Raw genomic sequence first — 19,327 nt, forward strand, 5'->3', positions numbered from 1 at the left:
ATATAAGATTTGAAAACAATTTATTATTAAATGAGTCATTTTCCAAATCTTTCAGATATATATCTAAATACTTATTAATTAATTTAATGATTGAATATTTATTAATTAAATTTCTATTTGCAACTGATACTATAAATAAATTGAGATAATTTATTTCATTAATTTTTATAGTATGATTTATCAAGTTTAAGATTAATTCTAAGAGAGTTTCTGTTTGATCTTCATCTAATTTTATTTTAGATAATAACAGTAACGTATTTAGTAATTGCACTTCATTTTTTCGATTCATATTAATGTTATTGTAACTCTTATTGTTACTTATTAAGTGTTGTAACAGATTAACTAAGTATTCAAATGAATTCCCAGATATTTCCATATCATTAATTTGATTATCTTTCAAGACATATTCTACTTCATCTGTTTTCAGCTTGATAACCATTACGTAAATTTCAAATAAATCCAACGTTTCTATTTTTTGAACTGGCATATCCTCAAAAAATTTCGAAACTTTTCTTTTTATTGAATAACTATTAAATACACCATTTAAAAAGCTAATATATAAACTTTGCACTTCTGTGTAATTATTTATGCACAAGTAATTCGTTTCAATAAACATCCAAATATTTTTTATTATATTTTCACTTTTATAAATAGCACTGTTAAATGATATACCTCCATCTTCAATAGTACGTTTTGTTTTTTTAATATCATTAACTTCTGAATTTAGCTTGTTTTGAGTTCTATATATTAAGTTGAAATTGTTTATATCCTTTAAATATTTAAGACTTTCTCTTTCTGATGAAGGTAAATTGTAATAGATATTGTCTAAATCTATTAATTTAATCTCCTCATTTATTTTTTTCCTTACTTCAGAGTTTAATGCAGATAAAATTTTGCCAACGTGTTTTCTATTAAATTCAGATATATAGTAAATAAAGTATTCTTTATCTTGAAACGCCTTAAGTGAAATCGATTTATAAAAATTATAAGCATCTTGATGATTTCCTATATTGTTACACTCAAATGCCTGTTTTAGCTTTTCGTTATAATCATCAGTTTCAAGGAAACTATTAAAATTAATTATGGTTGATGAATCCACAAAACTGTCTCTTTTTACAATTGCATTAATCATTTCAATATTGTAATCATGAGTTGAATCAATAGTATAAATTGTTTCACGCTCCGATGATACAGCATGGATATTTGCCTTTCTTAGTATTTTTATAATTTTCTCAAATATTGCTTTTTCATTTCCCTTATAATCTTTAGATTTTGAAAAAACTTTAAATAAATTATTATTTTCATTTGAGATTATTAAATCTTTGTTTCCGTATAAATCATAAAAAACATCATTACTTTCAAAACTTTTAGCAATTTGATCTGGCATTATAAAGTTTAATTTCTCGTAAATTTCGATTGTTTTATAAACTTTCTCTAAATCACTAATGTTCTGAAATTCATCTAATGAATTAAAGTAATTTAGCATATCATACAATTGATTTCCTCTTTTATTTGTATTCTCAAAAGCCTTATTTTCTTTTATATTTTCAATTTCATTAGAATATAAAATATTGATACCTCTATTTTTATAATAAGAATATTCTATCCTTGAATACTCTTTGTTACTTTCAATTAGATAAGCTGGTTGAAAATGGTTCCTCAGAATATTTTTTACCCATTGAAAAACTAAATTAAAGTTTGGATCATTGACAGAATATCCTACGAATAAAACTGTGTTAGTCGATATTAAAGACTTAATATAACTTTCTATCAAAGCAAAATTAACAGAATAGTTTAGATAGTCATCTTCTTTTAAAACAATGTTCTTATTCTCAAAATCTCCATGCATTTTAATTATCGTTTTATTAAAGTTTCCATAGGGTAAATCTACATTTTGCTTAATAGTATGAAAAAATTCTCCCTGTTCAATGGATGCTTCTTCTAATAAAGTATCATAATTAGTAGTTATTATATGTACAGGATTGAGCTTGAAAATTTCTTTATGTATAGGGTTCACTTTAAATTTTTTACTTAGAAAAATTTGATTTAACTTATCATAATATTCTTTTTCACCACGTTCGTTAAAGTAATATTGAGGTATTTTCAAATATAAATCTGAAGACATATTTTCTTCTTGATAACCGAGATCATATGCCATCTCCTTAATTAAATTTCCCCATGCAGGTATACCAGAGTTAGCTGAAACTCCCGCTCCTACAAAAACTATTAATTTATTATTTTTACTTGCTTCTTTAATTTTCAAGATACTTGTTTTTATAAAGTTATCTTTCATTATTTTATCTCTCCATTTTTTATAATTTAAACTTAATCTTCAAACATGAGTTGTCAAAATTTAATTACAATATAAAACGTAATTGAGGTAAATAAAAAGTAGTCTTCTCACTTGAGAGAAAACTACTTTAATGTTTACACTAAACCCTTTAAAGTTTAAGTGATTTTGAAATCCTTAAGATTTCAGGGTATGGAGACGGTGGGAGTCGAACCCACGTCCGAAGGCATCGTATACTTAAGCTTCTACGTGTGTAGTCAATTTATTGGTATCTCGTCGTCAGGCTGCCAATTGACAGGCGTCCGTCCGACCAGTCTGATTCCATCTCTTCTCTTTCCCTCCAGACGGAAGGGTCCAAGCGTAGCCTGTTTAAAGTGAGACCCTAGAAATCAGCCGACCAGGCGACGGCTGCTAGGATCCGTAGCGGCAATTAAGCTGCTGCGAGTTGTGTGTTAGTTTTGCCAGTTATGGCTGGTGCGTTTTAACGAGGCCGACCCCTCGACACGCCACAGAAGACCGAACTACCCCCGTCGAATCCGTAACGTCCCCAAGATAATAAATTGGGGCTTTCCGAATACTAACATTCTAGCAGAAAAGTGTTACGGGTTCAATACTTTTGCTTATCGCGCAGTGCCCGGTCGATATCACGCTTCGCATCCTTCTTCTTCAGGTCGTCACGTTTATCGAATTTCTTCTTCCCGCGTCCGAGTCCAATCAAGCATTTCGCGTATCCGTTCTTGATATAGACCTTCAGCGGTACGATCGTATAACCGTCCCGTGAGACCGCTCCGATCAAGTTCGCAATCTGTTTCTTGTGCAGCAATAGTTTCCGCGGACGGAGCTGTTCATGGTTGTAACGGTTTCCCTGTTCGAAGTGGGCGATGTTCGAGTTCCAAAGAATCGCTTCTCCCCCGTCGAACCGGACGAACGCGTCCCCGATACTGATTTTCCCTTTACGGACCGACTTAATTTCCGTTCCCGTCAAGACGAGACCGGCTTCAATCGTATCCTCGATCGCATAATCGAACGAGGCCCGTTTGTTGTTCGCTAAGACTTTCGAATCTGTTCCCTTTGGCATGTTCATTCACCACATTTCCGATGCGGAAGCGCTTATTTGCGCTTCCGTTTCTTATTCGAGACCGCCTTATGGAATGGCGGTTTATCCTTTTTGTCTTTCAGCGCGAAGCCTTTGCCTTTCGACTGGTCCTTCGATTTGCCCGGACGTTTTGACTTACCACGCCGGTCGTCTTTCTTCTTATCGTCGCGCTTTTGTCCCGGACGTCCACCGCTTGAGCGGATCGTCTTCGACTCGAACCGTTTCTTCGGTTGCCGCTCTGGCATCCCGACGACGCTGAAGTCGATCGTCCGTTCATCGATGTTGACGTTCGTGACTTTGATCTCGACGACATCGCCAATCCGGAACTGTTGCTTCGTCCGCTCACCAATCAGCTGATAGTTCGCTTCATCATAGCGGTAGAAGTCATCCGTCATCGCTTGGATGTGGACGAGTCCTTCGATCGTGTTCGGCAATTCGACGAACATCCCGAAGTTCGTGACACCACTGACGACGCCTTCAAACGTCTCGCCGATGTGTTGCTCCATATACTCGGCTTTCTTTAAGGCGTTCGTTTCTCGCTCCGCGTCAACGGCGCGACGCTCGCGTTTTGACGAATGATCGGCGATTTCCGGTAAGATCTCCGAGTAACGGTCTTGCGTCTTTTGCGATTTGTCGTTGTAGATGACATATTCACGCAACAGACGGTGAACCATTAAGTCTGGGTAACGACGGATCGGTGACGTGAAGTGCGTGTAGTAGTCCGTCGACAGACCGAAGTGACCAATCGGTTCGATGTCGTATTTCGCTTGTTGGAGCGAACGGAGCATGACCGTACTGACGACAGCTTCTTCCGGCTCACCTTCGACCGCATTCAGGATCGATTGCAACGTTTTTGGTGCGACCGACTCACCTTTGCGTTCGACGTTGATCCCGAAGTTACCGATGAACTTGAAGAACGTATCGAGACGTTCAGCTTTTGGCTCATCGTGAATCCGGTACATGAACGGTAGTTTTTGACGCTGAATGTGCTCCGCGACCGTTTCGTTCGCTGCGAGCATGAACTCTTCGATCAGTTTCTCAGCGACCGACCGTTCACGGAGAATGATCTCACTCGTCTTGCCTTCTTCGTTGACGAGAACCTTCGCTTCTGGGAAGTCAAAGTTGATCGCTCCACGACGCGAGCGGCGTTCACGCAGGATTGCTGCGAGTTCCTCCATCTTGTCGAAGTACTCGACGAGATCTTGGTACTTCGCGATCACTTCTTCGTCTTCGCGTTCGATGATTTTCCGGACGTCCGTGTACGTCATCCGTTCCGTCGTCTTGATGACACTTTGGAAGATCTCATGGTTGACGACAGCTCCGTTCGCATCGATTTCCATGATACAGCTGAGCGTCAAACGATCGACGTGCGGGTTGAGCGAGCAGATACCGTTCGATAGACGGTGCGGAATCATCGGGATGACGCGGTCGACGAGATAAACACTCGTTCCGCGCTCACGCGCTTCTTCGTCGAGTGCCGAATCTTCTTTGACGTAATGCGAGACGTCGGCGATGTGGACACCAAGTTCGAAGTTGCCGTTCGCTAACTTTTTGACGTGAACCGCATCATCGAGGTCTTTTGCGTCCGCCCCGTCAATCGTTACCGTCAATTCATTTCGTAAATCGACACGTCCGACTAAGTCCTTCTCATCAATCTGATCCGGTACAGCGTTCGCTTCAGCGATCGCTTCCGGTGAGAAGTCGACGTTGATCCCGTGCTTATGGACGATCGACAAGATGTCGACGCCTGGGTCATTCTTGTGACCGATGATTTTCAAGACTTTCGCCGTTCCGGCGTACCGACCATCGGGATACTTCGTGATCCGGGCGAGGACTTTATGCCCATCGACGGCACCAAGCGTATCGTCGTTCGCGACGACCGGTAAGAACGTCAGCTTCGTATCATCCGGTTCGATATAAGCGATCGATTCGATCCGTCCTTTTGGACTGACGAACGTCCCGACGAAATCGGCTGGTCCACGTGAGAGAATCTTAAGCAGTTTCCCTTCACGACGATCGCCGCCGTTTGACTCAGCAAACACTTTGACGAGGACACGATCGCCATTATAGACATTCTTCAGTTCCGGTGCCGGCAAGAAGATATCGCCTTCTGAACCGTCTTCCGGTGAGACGAAACCGAATCCGCGTTGGTGAACGGAAATCTTCCCTGCGACTTGACCGATTTGCGCAAGCGTTCCGTACTTGTTCGAGCGTGTCCGGGCGATCAACGCTTCGTCTTCCATTGCGTTTAGCGTCCGGATCAATTCCTTGAATGCTTCCGTATCCGCTAGTTCTAGTTTTTTCGTTAATTGATCAATCGACAACGGACGTTCTTCCGTCGTGATGACCGTTAGTATTCGTTCACGTAATTCCAACGTGACACCTCCAGTTACTTGCTCCAGTTCAATGACTCCAGGAAGTCCAAGATGTCAGAGTGGAGCTGGTCTTTTTCTTTGTCGAGCGTAATGACGTGACCTGAGTTCTCATACCAGATCAGCTCTTTTTGGAAGGCACTGACTCCATCATGGATGATGTTCGCGGAGTCGGTGTTAATCATGTGATCATTGCGCGCTTGGACGACGAGCGTCGGTGCGTAGACGTCTTCAAGCGAATCACGTGTCTCACGCAGCAGTTCCTGTAAGTCCTTCAAGGTCGGCATCGGTTCGAAGGACGCCATCTCTTGGTCGATCTCTTCTTGCGATTTGCCTTCTCGCTTCTTGAATTCTCGTGCGTACTCGGTGACTCCTGCATACATGACTTCTTCACTTTTGATGTAGGCGGGTGCACACATCGGGATGACCGCTTTGACCGGACGGTTCATCGATAACTTCAGCGACATGACACCACCGAGCGATAGTCCGCAAACGGCGATTTCGTCATAGCCTTTATCGACGAGTTCCTGATATCCGGCAAGGACATCCTGCCACCAGTCGGCTGGCCCGGTCTTCGTCAGCTCTTCGGGTGGGGCAGCGTGCCCTTTATATTGTGGTGCAAGGGACGTATAGCCCTGTTTTTGCAAGTAGCGACCGAGGATGCGGACATCCGCGCTCGATCCCGTGAATCCGTGTAATAGTAAAACGGCACGTGGGCCGGCTTCGAAAAAGAATGGTTTTGGTAAAGTGATTTTCATAAAATGATTCCCCCTCTAACTCTATACCCCATATCCGGAAAAAATGAATATCGAGAAATACAAAAAACGACAGCGCGATCATACGGCTGTCGTTTCAATGCTCACTTATAAAAAGCGACGAGTAACGCCAAGATGAAGAGTAATGCTCCTAAGATAGACGCCACACGATTTAGGACCGCATCCAAGCCACGAGCTTTTTGGCGACCAAATAATTGTTCTGCTCCACCCGTCAATGCTCCGAGTCCGGTCGTACGACCCGACATCAATAGAACGACGATGATGAGAAGAACGGAAACGACGATGAGGCCGACAAGAGCCACGTTATGAATGATCATCGATGATCCTCCTTCAGTAATATACGCTTCTTTCATTATAGAGAAAAACAAGTACGGGAACAAGGAATAGATTTAGGAACTTTTTCCTGCCTGATGAAAAGAGACACCTGAATCGTCGACTCAGGTGTCCTGTCTTCTTATTGTTTGATCAATTCGAGATCGACTGGGATGTTTTTCTCGACTTTGTCGCCTTTTAAGTGCTTGATGGCTGTCTCGACACCCATCTTCCCGATTTCAGTCGGTTTTTGAGCGATCGTTCCTGCCATTTTTCCGTCTTTGACGGCTTTGACGGCATCATCTGTTGCATCGAAGCCGATGACTTTAACATCGTTGAGACCCGCTGCTTTTAATGCTTCAACCGCACCGAGTGCCATTTCATCATTGTGCGCGAAGACGGCTTTGATGTCTTTGTTGTTTTGGAGGATGTTCTCCATGACCGACAAGCCTTTTGCCCGGTCGAAGTTTGCTGCTTGTTTTGCGACGACGTCAAGTTTACCGTCGACTGCTTCATGGAACCCTTTACCACGGTCGCGTGTTGCGGATGCTCCTGGAATTCCTTCGAGCTCCACGACTTTTGCTTTATCGCCGACGAGTTCGATCATGAACTCACCTGCTTGTTTCCCACCCGCGACGTTATCGGACGCGATGTGTGCGACGACGTCGCCTGCTTCTGCGTTCCGGTCAACTGTGATGACTGGGATGTTTGCATCGTTCGCTGTTTGGACGGCTGCACCGACTGCTGCTGAATCCGTTGGGTTGATCAAAATGAGATCGACTTTCTTTTGAACCATGTCTTCGATGTCGCTTGCTTGTTTTGCTGCATCATCTTGTGCATCAGCGACTTGAAGAGTTGCGCCTTGTGCTTTTGCTTCTTGTTCTGCTCCTTCTTTTAACGAGACGAAGAATGGGTTATTGAGGGTTGAAATCGAGAGACCAATCTTGAAGTCCTTCGTCTTCTTCTTCGTTTCACCATTGCCGCTGCCTGGCTGTTCCGTCGAACAGGCTGCTGCGAAGACCATCAATGCCATCATGACGACTGCAAGTAATTTTTTCATCTGTAAATCCTCCTTTTTGAGTGTGGGTTACGCTGCTTGTTTCCGGTCCGCGAGTACCGCGAACAAAATGACTAAACCTTTGACGACGAGTTGGAAGAACGAGGAGACACCAAGCAAGTTAAGTCCATTGTTCAGTGTTCCGATGATCAAGGCACCGATCAAGGTACCGACAATCCAGCCACGACCACCTGAGAGGCTCGTCCCACCAAGGACGACTGCTGCGATGGCGTCGAGTTCGTACGATGTCCCCGCCGTCGGCTGTGCCGAGTTCAGACGAGACGTCAGGATGATTCCGGCAAGTGCCGCCATCAACCCAGAGAGTGAGTAAATCATGATTTTGACTTTATTGACTTGAATCCCCATCAACTTCGCTGCTTCTTCGTTACCACCAATCGCATACGTATAGCGACCGAACGTCGTCTTCTTCAAGATGAAGTAGAGGACCGCGAAGGCAAGCAACATTGTTAAAACCGGTACTGGGAAGATCCAGAAGTAGCCGCGTCCGAACAGTTCGAACCAGCCACCTTGGCTAAGTCCAGTGATCGGTTTCCCGTCCGTATAGACGAGCGTCAATCCTCGGAAAATCGTCATCGTCGCAAGTGTTGCGATGAATGGTGCGACTTTCCCGAGTGAGATGACCATCCCGTTCAACGCACCCATGACAGCTCCGACGATTAATCCGGCGAGAACAGCAATCAACGCTGACGTTCCATCTGTCATCAGACCCGCGACGAAGGCGGACGAGAGGGCGAGAATCGAACCGACCGATAAATCAATCCCACCCGTCAGAATGACGAACGTCATTCCGAAGGCAATCAAGGCATTGATCGAGACTTGCCGTAAGATGTTAAATAAATTATTCAATGTTAAAAAGTCCGGTTCCATGATTGAGACGACGAGGACGATTGCGAATAGTCCCGCGAGTGGTCCAAGCTTTTGTCCGATCCCAAGACGTCTCGGTTTTGCTTCCGTTACCTTGCCTTGCATCAATTCCATATTATTGTCCTCCTGTCGCAAGTGTCATGATGCTTTCTTGCGTCGCTTCCTGTCGTGTCAACATGCCGCTCATCTTGCCTTCGCGCATGACGTAGACCCGGTCGCTCATCCCGAGAATCTCCGGGAGGTCCGAGCTGACCATGATGATCGCGACACCCGCCGCAGCGAGTTCGTTCATGATGAGGTAAATCTCTTTCTTCGCCCCGACATCGACACCACGTGTCGGTTCGTCGAGGATCAAGACTTTTGGTTGTGTTCCGAGCCACTTCGCGAGGACGACCTTCTGTTGGTTTCCACCGGACAGTGACTTCGCCGGCTGGTCTATCGAGCTGTGGCGGACCGAGAGTGACTTCAAGTATCCTTCTGCGAAATCACGTTCTGCCTGATCCTTGATGACACCGGATCTTGATAACGAACGAATCGTTGGCAGCGAGATGTTCTCACGCAGTGAAAAGTCGAGGAACAAGCCTTCGCCTTTGCGGTCCTCGGTCAAAAAGCCGATCCCCTGGCGAATCGCATCGTACGGTGTCTTGATCTTCAGCGACTGTCCGTTCAGTTCGATTGTCCCGTCTTTCAGGCGATCGACCCCGAACAATCCGCGCATGACTTCCGTCCGCCCGGCGCCCATCAAACCAGAGAAGCCGATGATTTCGCCTGCCTTGACGGAGAACGAGACATCGTCGAATCGTTTCCCGCTCGCCTGTTTGACCTCAAGGACGGTCGCGCCGATCGACACATCACGATCCGGATACCGTTCGCCCATCTCACGACCGACCATCTCCCGGACGATCTGTTCGAACGACGTCTCGGGAATCGCGTGCGTCGAGACGGAGATCCCGTCCCGTAAGACGGTGATCCGGTCGCAAAGCTCGAAGATTTCCTCCATTCGGTGCGAGATATAGACGATCGAGACACCTTGGTTGCGCAGTGCCGTCGCGACGCTAAATAAGGCGCGAATTTCCCGCTCCGTCAGTGCGGCTGTCGGTTCATCCATGATGATGACCTTTGCGTCCGTCATCAAAGCTTTTGCGATCTCGATCATCTGTTGCTGCCCGACCGATAACGTCCGGGCGAGTTGATCGACGTCCATGAAGACGTTCAATTCGGCGAGTTCACGTTCTGCCTGGCGCTTCATCTCCCCTTGCTTGAGAATCCCGAAGCGTGACTTCAACTCCCGTCCGAGGAACAAGTTCTCCGTCACCGTTAAATCCGGGAGGATGTTCAGTTCCTGGTGGATGAAGGCAATCCCCGCCTCTTCGGCAAGCTTTGGGTTCTTATACTCGACGTCCTGTCCATCGACACGAATCGTCCCCGCGTCTGCTTTATGGACACCGGTCAAAATCTTCATCAATGTCGATTTACCGGCACCGTTCTCTCCCATCAAGGCATGAATCTCACCCGCTGCCAGGTCGAAGTCAACACCTTTGAGGACGGGAACAGGACCGAATGCTTTTTTAATACCTGTCATTTCGATACGCATTATTCGACCCCCTTAAAAGATTACGCCGGAATGGAAGATAACATTTGCGTACGGTGTCGCTTCCCCGGTCCGGATGATGACCTTCGCCTGCTGCGTCAATTTCTTGAACTCCTCGTGTGAGACGAACGTTCTCTCGATCTTCATCTCTTCCAGTGCCTCAAGGACGTTCGGATTCGCTTCCTTGATCTCCGTTGCGAGTGTCAGCTGTTCGATCGCCATGTCACCAGCAACGACACGGACGACATCGAGAAATGACGGTGTGCCAAGTTCAAGTGCTAAATCGATTCGGGCAACACCGTCTGGAATCGGTAAGCCGCAATCGGCGATGACGATCGTATCGGTATGACCAAGATCGGTCAGAACCTTACTGATATGACTGTTTAAGATACCGTGCTTCTTCATGCCTCTCCCTCCATCTGTTCCCGTGTTGGCATACCGCCTTGAGCGCCGAGTGCGCGGATCGATAAACCGGCTGCTCGATTCGCAAAACGAATCGCTTCAACGAGCGATTGTCCTTCGGTTAACGCAACAGCTAAAGCACCGTTGAACGTATCCCCTGCCCCCGTCGTATCGACGACGGTCGTCTCAATCGCTGGAATCGTCACGATTGATTCTCCATCGTAGAAGCGTGCTCCGCGACTGCCTTCCGTTACGATCAATTTATTCGGGTATTCCATCAACCAATGTTCGATTGGCTGGTCTTGTCCGAAGATCAAACCACATTCATGTTCGTTTGGTGTTAAGTACGTCACGTGTTCAATCAACTCAGTAGAGAGTGACATTGCGGGTGCCGGATTCAAGACGACTGGAATACCTGCTGCGTGTGCTTCCCGAGCAACGGTCTCGACCGTCTCGATTGGGATCTCGAGCTGGAGTAAGATGATTTCACTGTCTGCGAGAATCGGTGCGAGTGCATCACTCGTAAATTGCACATGCTGATTGGCAGACTGAACGACGACGATCGAGTTATCGCCTTCAGCGAGCGTGATATGTGCCGTCCCCGTCCGTTCGCCTTCAATCGTTTGCAAGTGTGCCGTCTGCACCCCTTGCGTCTGGAAGTTTTCGCGGATCGCGTCTCCGTTTGCATCACTGCCGACACAACCGATCATTTCGACGGTACTGCCGAGACGCGCGACCGCCACTGCTTGGTTCGCACCCTTTCCACCCGGTACGGTATGAAAGGCATCCCCGATGACCGTTTCGCCTGCGCCTGGACGACGTTTACTTTCGACGACGAGATCCATCGAGATACTGCCGATGACACTGATTTGTTTCATGCTTCCTCATCCTTCCGTTTCGTCGTTTCCCGTTCGATGATCTCAACCGTCAACTCATGATGGACGGCGGCAATCGGTGTGCCTTCAATCCGCTGAATCAAGAGTTTCGCGGCTAGTTCTCCCATTTGATAAATCGGCTGTGCGATTGTCGTCAACGGTGGTGAAATCATTTGTCCGAGTTCGATCCCGTCATAGCCGATCACTTGCAGTTCGTCCGGAATCGTGATCCCGCGTTCGGCAGCGACTTGCACCGTTGCTGCGGCAATGACATCACTCGCGGCAAAGATCCCGTTGCAATGATAGTGATCAAAGAGATAGTTCGCAGCATCAAGCGCCCCTTGAAAGTGAAACGGTGACTCAATGCTTGCGACCAGATGGGTTCCGGCGACTTTCTCGAAACCATCTCGCCGTTTTTTGATCGTCGGGAGTTTTGACGGACCGCTGATGACAGCGAGTTCTGTTGCACCAGAAGCAAGTAAAAACGAAGCAGCCTTCTTCCCGCCTTCGTATCCGTTTGAAGTTACCGTCGGAATCGCCCCTTGTAACACACGGTCTAACGCTACGACCGGCACTTCGAGTTCTTCATAGTTCGGATTGTTCGAGTAGTTCGTCGTGATGATCAATCCGTCGACATGCATTGCCTCGAGTGACTTGATGTATTCGCGTTCTTTCTGAAACTGTTCGTCTGTGTTACACAAAATGACCTGAAAACCATGTTGATGTGCCATATCTTCCACAGCCCGTGCGAGTTGTGGGAAGAACGGGTTCGTGATGTCTGGAACAATCAATCCGATCAGTCCGGACCGTTTTTGGAACAACGATCGCGCGACTCGGTTCGGTCGATAGTCCAATTGTTTGATTGCCTGAAGCACCGCCTTACGCGATTTCTCACTGACATAACCCTTTTCGTTCATGACGCGTGAGACCGTCGCGACGGAGACATGTGCCGCTTTCGCTACTTCCCGGATGGTCGACATGTTTCGCCACCTCTTTCTTTTGATAACGCTTACAAGAATCATCATATTGTGTAACCGGTTACACATCAATCTTTTTTATCTAAAATATATTTTATTTTTTCAAACTCGTAGATTGCCCCATAAAAAAGAAGCCTGACACCGCATCAGACTTACGATAATTTCATATCTTGAACGTTCTGAATCATCCTCAAATAAAGACGATCAGCGACAGACCCATCAAAATATTAATGAATCCTAACCCATCCGTCGCTTTTGTGTATAACGATGGTGTATCTTTTTTAACGCTATCGTTTAGAAACATTAATGTGATAGCGATTACTGTTGTTACGCCTAGTGGCGCATTGAAAAAACTATCCGAGTATGTAAAAAAGTTATTCGTAATGTAAGCACTGTTTAAGACGGACAAACCAAACAAGATTTTCTGCACATTAGCCACTCCTATAATCACTAAGATCTTACGAAACCAACTAAGATCTGATTTCGTTCTTTCTCTATTATAGAATATTCTTCCAGAAATCCTTCCTTACATTATCGAAAGAAAGCATTTTGATGCGGACGCAAATAAACCATGAGGCAGTGTTACATCACCTCACGGTTTATGAATTATCAGCTTAGGACGGAAATCAATGAACATCTCTACTTCGCTTCTTTTTACTTTTCTTCTCTGTATACAAGCGACGGATCAAAGCAACAACGAACGCAACGATTGCCAGCGGCTCAAACAAATAAATCAACAGGAACGTGACATCAATGACGGCATCCTCCGGATTATAACGGATGATATAGAGCGCACCGGGTAAAATGGCAATCAGTCCACCGATTCCGAGTGCCGTTCCCAAAATCAAACTCTGACGTGAAAATCGGCTCGTGATTTGATACAAACCGATGAATAGTATGAGTTCCGTAAAATAGATGAGGCGCAACGGGATGTCACCAATCGACGTATCAAGCCCTAAAAACAAAAACCGAAATAGCATGTCGATTCCCCCTTCCTTCTAGTTTTACCCCGAACCGGGTCCTCGTAATGCTAGATTTCCAGTTTCCCTGCATATCCTCACTTCAATTAGGGAATAGCTAGAGAGTCATAGTCACATACAGAGAGTTGGGATCGGATGAAAGAAGAACACTCGATGAAGGTCGTCAGTTGTTTGAATGATTATTTCGAACGTCATCAACAGCCCCTTCAGGTCGATCTCTTACGAGGTCTACCACCGATCGTGCTATTATTGCGCGATGACGCGAAGCGCGCTTTTCCGAAGGAAGCGAATTTGCACGATGAACTGTTACAAGACATCAAACGTTTGATTCAGGAATGTTTGGATCCCGATACACTGCGCGAATTAGGAATCGATGTCGATCTTCCAGACTTTTTCGTGACCCGTGCACCGCTTCATTCTGCCCATCATTATCTCGTTACATTCATTGAAGACTGACTTTATGTTAAAAGCAGCTATTTCTTCTTTCACGAAAAACACGTGAATCAAGAGATAACTGCTTTTTCATGGACAACAAAAAACCGATAGCGCCAATGCACTACCGGTTAGACTTCACTTCACAGATAGAAAAGGTAACTTAATTCTCAGCCTCAAGAATCGCTTCGATTTCAGCTTCTACTTCTTTGTTGACCATTTGTGAACGTTTTTTGCGTAACTCGAGATCCATTTCCTGATCGATGAACTGGTTCGTATGCTTGTCGAAGCAATCAAAACAGATCGGATAAAAGTCTTTTGCTTCTTTGTTCAATGAATTGAATTCCCATGTATCGAGTTCCAAGTAACTGACTTGGTTGTTCGTTTCAGTTCCACAGATTTCACACTTCATGTTCAATTGCCTCCTGAGACGTCGATTTTCGCTTTTTCGAGTTGACGTTCTTGACGTTCCTTGATGCGTTTCAAACGTCCATGATACTTCATGATGTTCGCTTGTGATTGTTTCGCTTCTTCGCTTGTCGGCTCCAAATCAGCGATTCCCCAGTATTTGACGACGACATCTAATACTTGGTCGAAGTATTGGAGGGGGCCATAGTTCGTATCAACGGCAATCGTCTTCATGCGTTCTGTAAAGTCCGGCATGACAGCACCTGGCATTGAGAAGTTGATGATGACATCTTCGAAGAAGACGATGAAGTTCGGGTCGAGCTCTAAGTGTGCTTTGACCGTGTCACGATAGAACGCATAATGGAGCGCTTCGTCTTTCGCTAGACGACGGAGTAGCGTTGCTAAGTCCTTGTCATGTGCCCCTGCGATCTTCGCTACGTTATTGTAAAAGACGAGTGTCGCTAATTCTTGCAGTGATGTATACGCCATCGTCGCTAGTGGGTTCGTGAAGTCTGGGAACCAGCCGTTCTCAACGACGCGTCTTCTTAATTGATGAAGTCGCGTTGGATTGACGTTTCGTGTGACGAGTAAATACGTCTCGAGTAAGTTCGAGTGCTGATCTTCTTCTGCTGTCCACGTCCGGACGAAATCATTGATGACTTCCATTGAGTTCTTGAACGTGTAGTCTAAATGCGACGTGTACCACGGTAAGTTGACCTCTGTCAGTAATGCCGTCTCAATCGCTACGATGACGCCTTCTGGAAGCGTGACTTGGCTTTCGTCCCAAGGAACGCGTTTGAACGACATCGCCTTATCCCACGGAATAAACTCGTGGTAGCTCCAGTCAATATTGGCTGAACGCTCCTTGTGTAGTCGGTATAACTCTTGAATGCGTGGTTCTAAACGGATATCTAAATCTGAATTTAACATGATCCCTGTCCCCTTTAGACGTATTTTTCATCTGCATCGAGCAAGATGTAATTAATCCCTATAACTATTTAATTTGCACTTATTTATGAGTATAACATTTTAGTCATCTACTCAGATGAATCAATTTTTTGACAGTTCATCATAGTTTTGATGACAAAAGCGATTTTCATGTTTGACATTGCTTGATATAAAAACCTCCTATCCGTGTGTACGTATCACACGAATAGGAGGTTTTCCTTATAGCTTATTCAAACGATCAACCTGAAATTACTTCTTGAGGTTGTAGAATGATTTGATTCCGTCGTAGACAGCAACGTCTGAAAGCATGTCTTCGATGCGGAGAAGTTGGTTGTATTTCGCGATACGGTCTGTACGTGAAAGTGAACCCGTTTTGATTTGACCAGCGTTTGTCGCAACAGCGATGTCAGCGATCGTTGAATCTTCTGTTTCACCAGAACGGTGAGAAACGACAGCTGTGTAACCAGCTTTTTTAGCCATTTCGATTGCGTCGAATGTTTCAGTCAACGTACCGATTTGGTTAACTTTGATGAGAATCGAGTTAGCGATGCCTTTTTCGATACCTTCAGCAAGTTTCTCAGTGTTTGTTACGAACAAGTCATCCCCAACGAGTTGAACTTTGTGTCCGATACGATCTGTAAGGAGTTTGTGACCATCCCAGTCGTTTTCGTCACAGCCATCTTCGATTGAGATGATTGGGTATTTGTCAACGAGTTGTGCGTAGAATTCAACAAGCTCTTCTGTTGAAAGGACTTTGCCTTCGCCAGCGAGGTTGTATTTTCCAGCTGCTTTATCGTAGAACTCAGAAGAAGCGACGTCCATTGCAAGGTAAACATCTTCGCCTGCTTTGTAGCCAGCTTTTTCGATTGCTTCAAGGATAACTGTGATTGCTTCTTCGTTTGATTTCAAGTTTGGAGCGAATCCACCCTCGTCACCAACTGCTGTGTTAAGACCCATTCCGCTAAGAACTGATTTCAACGCGTGGAAGATTTCAGCACCCATACGAAGTGCTTCTTTGAATGTTGGAGCACCGACAGGCATGATCATGAACTCTTGGAAGTCCACGTTGTTGTCTGCGTGTGATCCACCGTTGATGATGTTCATCATTGGTGTTGGTAATGTTTTCGCGTTGAATCCACCGAGGTACGTGTAAAGTGGAAGACCAAGCTCATCTGCAGCAGCACGTGCAGCAGCCATAGAAACACCAAGGATTGCGTTAGCGCCGAAATTACCTTTGTTTTTCGTACCGTCGAGATCGATCATTTTTTTGTCGATTCCAGTTTGGTCGAAGACATCGTAACCGATGATTTCTGGTGCGATTTTTTCGTTGACGTTGTCAACAGCTTTCAAAACACCTTTTCCGAGGTAACGTGCTTTGTCGCCATCACGGAGTTCGACTGCTTCGTGCTCACCAGTTGATGCACCTGATGGTACGAGTGCGCGACCGAAACCGCCATCTTCTGTATAAACTTCTACTTCTACTGTTGGGTTACCGCGTGAATCAAGAATCTCGCGTGCGTAAATCTCTGTAATCATTGACATTTAAATTCGCTCCTTTTGTGTGTAAGAAATATGTGGTGTAGCCATTTCGATCGACGGGATTATTTTTTCAATACGATCGATTTACCAGTCATCTCTGCTGGTTGGTCCGCTCCGAGGAGATCAAGGACCGTTGGTGCGAGGTCAGCGAGTGCACCTGTGAGTGGTTCAAGGAGTTCAACGTCCTCGACTGTCACGATACATGGAACAGGTTCTGTCGTATGCGCCGTCATCTTACTGCCGTCTGCATTGAGGACTTTGTCCGCGTTCCCGTGGTCAGCCGTAATGACTGCCGCGCCGCCTTTGCTGAGAATCAAGTCAACGACTTTCCCAAGACATTCATCGACTGCTTCGATCGCCTTTTTCGTCGGCTCGAGCATACCCGAGTGACCGACCATATCCGGGTTAGCGAAGTTGAGGATGATAGCGTCGTGTTTGTCCGAGTTGATTGCATCGACAAGCGCATCTGTAACTTCATAGACGCTCATCTCTGGTTTCAAGTCGTATGTCGCGACTTTTGGTGAAGGGATCAAGATCCGATCTTCCCCTTCGTATGGTTCTTCACGTTGTCCGTTGAAGAAGAACGTGACGTGCGGATACTTTTCCGTTTCCGCGATGCGTAGCTGTTTGAGACCTTGTTTTGACAATGTCTCACCAAGCGTGTTCTTGATGTCTTCAGGCGGGAAGACGATGTCCGTATCAAGCGCATCCGAGTACTTCGTCATCGAGACGAGTAGCAGGTTCTTCGGTGCGTTGTCCGGAAGTTCGAATCCGTCGAAGCCTTTTTTCTCTTTGTAGACTTTCGAAAGCTGAATCGCACGGTCAGGACGATAGTTGAAGAACATGATCGCATCGTTATCGTGGATCGGTGCGACTGGCGTACCGTCTTCCTGCACGACAACAGTTGGTTCGATGAACTCATCCGTTACGTCTTGTTTGTACGAAGCTTCAACCATGCCGATTGGATCCTTCGTCGTTGGACCTTCACCGTATGTGATGACGTCATAGACTTTCTTGACGCGTTCCCAACGGTTATCGCGATCCATCGCATAGTAGCGACCAGAGATACTCGCGAATTGTCCAACATTCAATTCGTCCATCTTCGCTTGCGCGTCACGGAGGAAACCAGCGCCCGATTGTGGGTCGCAGTCACGACCGTCCGTGAAAGCATGGAGGTAAACTTTTTCGATTTCGTGAAGTTTCGCGAATTCGAGTACCGCATACAAGTGGTTGATGTGACTGTGGATTCCACCGTCAGAGACCAAACCGAAGATATGAAGCGCTGAACCGTATTTCTTCACGTGACCTGCCGCATCGTTCATCGCTTGGCGCGAGAAGAACGAGCGATCCTTGATCGCGTTGTTGATTCGGGATAGCGATTGATAGACGACGCGACCAGCACCGATGTTGAGGTGACCCACTTCTGAGTTCCCCATTTGACCATCAGGCAAACCGACGTATTCGCCTTTCGCATTCAACAACGTATGCGGGTATTGACCCCAGTAACGATCGAAGTTCGGTTTGTTTGCCGCCGTAACGGCATTTCCGAACTCCTCGTCACGCATACCAAAACCATCAAGGATGATTAGTGCGACTGGACGTTTTTTCATTTAAATCGCCTCCAACAGTTTGAGGAACGATCCTGTCTCAAGACTTGCACCGCCGACGAGCGCGCCGTCGATGTCTGGTTGAGCCATATATTCTTTGATGTTTTCCGGTTTGACGCTACCACCGTATTGGATGCGGACAGCTTCTGCTGCTTCAGCACCAAATTCAGCTGCAACGACGTCACGGACGAATTTACAAGAATCTTGTGCATCTTGTTCTGTCGCTGATTTACCTGTTCCGATTGCCCAGACAGGCTCGTAAGCGACGACGAGATTTTTCACTTGGTCGACAGTAAGACCTTTAAGGCTGTTTGCTGTCTGTTCGCGGATGACGTCTTCGAACTTGCCGCCTTCACGCTCTTCCAGTGTTTCACCTACACAAACGATTGGAACGAGACCGTGCTCGAACGCTTTTTTCGCTTTGCTGTTGATGAACGCATCTGTTTCGCCGAAGTACTCACGACGCTCAGAGTGACCGAGGATGACGTATGTCACGTCGAGTTCTTTGAGCATGAGCGGGCTGATTTCACCAGTGAAGGCACCGCTCTCTTTGTCGTACATGTTTTGAGCACCGATCTTAAGATCCGTACCAGCTGCTGCTTCTGTCAAGTGTGCCAAGAATACTGCTGGTGCACAGACAGCTGCGTCGACTGTTGTCGAAGCAGGTACAGCTCCTTTGACTTCCTCAGCGAATGCAACTGCATCCTTGAGCGTCAGATTCATCTTCCAGTTACCTGCGATAATTGGTTTACGCATTGAGAAACACTCCCTTGTGAACTT

19 protein-coding genes and 1 other RNA gene are annotated in these 19,327 nt (G+C 46.0%); 1 reads left to right on the forward strand and 19 read right to left on the reverse strand.

What is annotated here, in order from left to right; all coding sequences use genetic code 11:
• The 14 genes from BW42_RS09015 to BW42_RS09075 form a co-directional block, all read right to left on the reverse strand.
• Window positions 1-2,293: SIR2 family protein (locus BW42_RS09015; protein WP_035409930.1), on the reverse strand; the 2,293-nt coding region annotated here is incomplete at its 3' end.
• A 187-nt stretch (window positions 2,294-2,480) separates the two neighbouring features.
• Window positions 2,481-2,839: a transfer-messenger RNA gene (ssrA, locus tag BW42_RS16180) on the reverse strand.
• 58 nt (window positions 2,840-2,897) lie between these two features.
• Window positions 2,898-3,368 (reverse strand): SsrA-binding protein SmpB, encoded by a 471-nt coding sequence (gene smpB / locus BW42_RS09020; protein WP_029342464.1) that lies wholly within the window; start codon window positions 3,366-3,368, stop codon window positions 2,898-2,900.
• A 32-nt stretch (window positions 3,369-3,400) separates the two neighbouring features.
• Complete coding sequence (rnr, locus tag BW42_RS09025; protein WP_035409933.1) at window positions 3,401-5,761, reverse strand: ribonuclease R; 2,361 nt, start codon at window positions 5,759-5,761, stop codon at window positions 3,401-3,403.
• A 14-nt stretch (window positions 5,762-5,775) separates the two neighbouring features.
• Window positions 5,776-6,516: a carboxylesterase gene (locus BW42_RS09030; RefSeq protein ID WP_035409936.1), complete on the reverse strand. Its 741-nt coding sequence runs from the start codon at window positions 6,514-6,516 to the stop codon at window positions 5,776-5,778.
• A gap of 101 nt (window positions 6,517-6,617) precedes the next feature.
• Window positions 6,618-6,851, reverse strand: coding sequence for a preprotein translocase subunit SecG (secG, locus tag BW42_RS09035; RefSeq protein ID WP_023469201.1), 234 nt, complete (start codon window positions 6,849-6,851; stop codon window positions 6,618-6,620).
• 137 nt (window positions 6,852-6,988) lie between these two features.
• The gene (gene rbsB / locus BW42_RS09040) at window positions 6,989-7,906 is read right to left on the reverse strand and encodes a ribose ABC transporter substrate-binding protein RbsB (protein WP_035409939.1); all 918 of its coding nucleotides are present in this window, start codon (window positions 7,904-7,906) and stop codon (window positions 6,989-6,991) included.
• A gap of 27 nt (window positions 7,907-7,933) precedes the next feature.
• On the reverse strand, window positions 7,934-8,902 hold the full coding sequence (gene rbsC / locus BW42_RS09045; RefSeq protein WP_052019102.1) for a ribose ABC transporter permease: 969 nt from the start codon (window positions 8,900-8,902) through the stop codon (window positions 7,934-7,936).
• A 1-nt stretch (window position 8,903) separates the two neighbouring features.
• Entirely contained in the window at window positions 8,904-10,382 is a 1,479-nt protein-coding gene (locus BW42_RS09050) for a sugar ABC transporter ATP-binding protein (RefSeq protein ID WP_035409942.1), read from the reverse strand.
• Window positions 10,383-10,394: 12 nt separating this feature from the next.
• On the reverse strand, window positions 10,395-10,784 hold the full coding sequence (rbsD, locus tag BW42_RS09055; protein WP_035409944.1) for a D-ribose pyranase: 390 nt from the start codon (window positions 10,782-10,784) through the stop codon (window positions 10,395-10,397).
• A complete protein-coding gene (gene rbsK / locus BW42_RS09060; RefSeq protein ID WP_035409946.1) occupies window positions 10,781-11,659 on the reverse strand; it encodes a ribokinase in 879 nt (292 codons plus the stop codon). Before rbsK ends, rbsD begins: the two co-directional genes overlap by 4 nt.
• Window positions 11,656-12,636, reverse strand: coding sequence for a LacI family DNA-binding transcriptional regulator (locus BW42_RS09065; protein WP_035409949.1), 981 nt, complete (start codon window positions 12,634-12,636; stop codon window positions 11,656-11,658). The genes rbsK and BW42_RS09065 overlap by 4 nt, the downstream gene beginning before the upstream one ends.
• Before the next feature lie 187 nt (window positions 12,637-12,823).
• Window positions 12,824-13,063: a hypothetical protein gene (locus BW42_RS09070; RefSeq protein WP_035409951.1), complete on the reverse strand. Its 240-nt coding sequence runs from the start codon at window positions 13,061-13,063 to the stop codon at window positions 12,824-12,826.
• Window positions 13,064-13,259: 196 nt separating this feature from the next.
• Window positions 13,260-13,613, reverse strand: coding sequence for a hypothetical protein (locus tag BW42_RS09075; protein WP_052019103.1), 354 nt, complete (start codon window positions 13,611-13,613; stop codon window positions 13,260-13,262).
• Between the two features lie 135 nt (window positions 13,614-13,748).
• Between BW42_RS09075 and BW42_RS09080 the strand changes: the two genes are divergently transcribed.
• Window positions 13,749-14,069, forward strand: coding sequence for a hypothetical protein (locus BW42_RS09080; RefSeq protein ID WP_035409954.1), 321 nt, complete (start codon window positions 13,749-13,751; stop codon window positions 14,067-14,069).
• A gap of 139 nt (window positions 14,070-14,208) precedes the next feature.
• Here the strand turns inward: BW42_RS09080 and BW42_RS09085 are convergent, their stop codons facing one another.
• The 5 genes from BW42_RS09085 to tpiA form a co-directional block, all read right to left on the reverse strand.
• Window positions 14,209-14,457: a hypothetical protein gene (locus BW42_RS09085; protein WP_231496898.1), complete on the reverse strand. Its 249-nt coding sequence runs from the start codon at window positions 14,455-14,457 to the stop codon at window positions 14,209-14,211.
• A 2-nt stretch (window positions 14,458-14,459) separates the two neighbouring features.
• Window positions 14,460-15,383 carry an acyl-ACP desaturase gene (locus BW42_RS09090; RefSeq protein WP_035409958.1) on the reverse strand — a complete coding sequence of 308 codons (924 nt, stop codon included), beginning with the start codon at window positions 15,381-15,383 and terminating at the stop codon, window positions 14,460-14,462.
• 267 nt (window positions 15,384-15,650) lie between these two features.
• On the reverse strand, window positions 15,651-16,943 hold the full coding sequence (gene eno / locus BW42_RS09095) for a phosphopyruvate hydratase (protein ID WP_035409961.1): 1,293 nt from the start codon (window positions 16,941-16,943) through the stop codon (window positions 15,651-15,653).
• Between the two features lie 59 nt (window positions 16,944-17,002).
• Window positions 17,003-18,550 carry a 2,3-bisphosphoglycerate-independent phosphoglycerate mutase gene (gene gpmI / locus BW42_RS09100; RefSeq protein WP_035409964.1) on the reverse strand — a complete coding sequence of 516 codons (1,548 nt, stop codon included), beginning with the start codon at window positions 18,548-18,550 and terminating at the stop codon, window positions 17,003-17,005.
• Window positions 18,551-19,303, reverse strand: coding sequence for a triose-phosphate isomerase (tpiA, locus tag BW42_RS09105; protein ID WP_035409967.1), 753 nt, complete (start codon window positions 19,301-19,303; stop codon window positions 18,551-18,553).
• Window positions 19,304-19,327: the final 24 nt, after the last annotated feature.

The sequence above is a fragment of the Exiguobacterium sp. RIT341 genome (assembly GCF_000632205.1).
Taxonomy (GTDB): domain Bacteria; phylum Bacillota; class Bacilli; order Exiguobacteriales; family Exiguobacteriaceae; genus Exiguobacterium_A.

Coding starts and splice junctions, on each gene's coding strand:
- smpB (WP_029342464.1), bottom strand. CDS start 3,368: ATGCCAAAGGGAACAGATTCGAAAGTCTTAGCGAACAACAAACGGGCC.
- BW42_RS09030 (WP_035409936.1), bottom strand. CDS start 6,516: ATGAAAATCACTTTACCAAAACCATTCTTTTTCGAAGCCGGCCCACGT.
- secG (WP_023469201.1), bottom strand. CDS start 6,851: ATGATCATTCATAACGTGGCTCTTGTCGGCCTCATCGTCGTTTCCGTT.
- rbsB (WP_035409939.1), bottom strand. CDS start 7,906: ATGAAAAAATTACTTGCAGTCGTCATGATGGCATTGATGGTCTTCGCA.
- rbsC (WP_052019102.1), bottom strand. CDS start 8,902: ATGGAATTGATGCAAGGCAAGGTAACGGAAGCAAAACCGAGACGTCTT.
- BW42_RS09050 (WP_035409942.1), bottom strand. CDS start 10,382: ATGCGTATCGAAATGACAGGTATTAAAAAAGCATTCGGTCCTGTTCCC.
- rbsD (WP_035409944.1), bottom strand. CDS start 10,784: ATGAAGAAGCACGGTATCTTAAACAGTCATATCAGTAAGGTTCTGACC.
- rbsK (WP_035409946.1), bottom strand. CDS start 11,659: ATGAAACAAATCAGTGTCATCGGCAGTATCTCGATGGATCTCGTCGTC.
- BW42_RS09065 (WP_035409949.1), bottom strand. CDS start 12,636: ATGTCGACCATCCGGGAAGTAGCGAAAGCGGCACATGTCTCCGTCGCG.
- BW42_RS09075 (WP_052019103.1), bottom strand. CDS start 13,613: ATGCTATTTCGGTTTTTGTTTTTAGGGCTTGATACGTCGATTGGTGAC.
- BW42_RS09080 (WP_035409954.1), top strand. CDS start 13,749: ATGAAAGAAGAACACTCGATGAAGGTCGTCAGTTGTTTGAATGATTAT.
- BW42_RS09085 (WP_231496898.1), bottom strand. CDS start 14,457: ATGAAGTGTGAAATCTGTGGAACTGAAACGAACAACCAAGTCAGTTAC.
- BW42_RS09090 (WP_035409958.1), bottom strand. CDS start 15,383: ATGTTAAATTCAGATTTAGATATCCGTTTAGAACCACGCATTCAAGAG.
- eno (WP_035409961.1), bottom strand. CDS start 16,943: ATGTCAATGATTACAGAGATTTACGCACGCGAGATTCTTGATTCACGC.
- gpmI (WP_035409964.1), bottom strand. CDS start 18,550: ATGAAAAAACGTCCAGTCGCACTAATCATCCTTGATGGTTTTGGTATG.
- tpiA (WP_035409967.1), bottom strand. CDS start 19,303: ATGCGTAAACCAATTATCGCAGGTAACTGGAAGATGAATCTGACGCTC.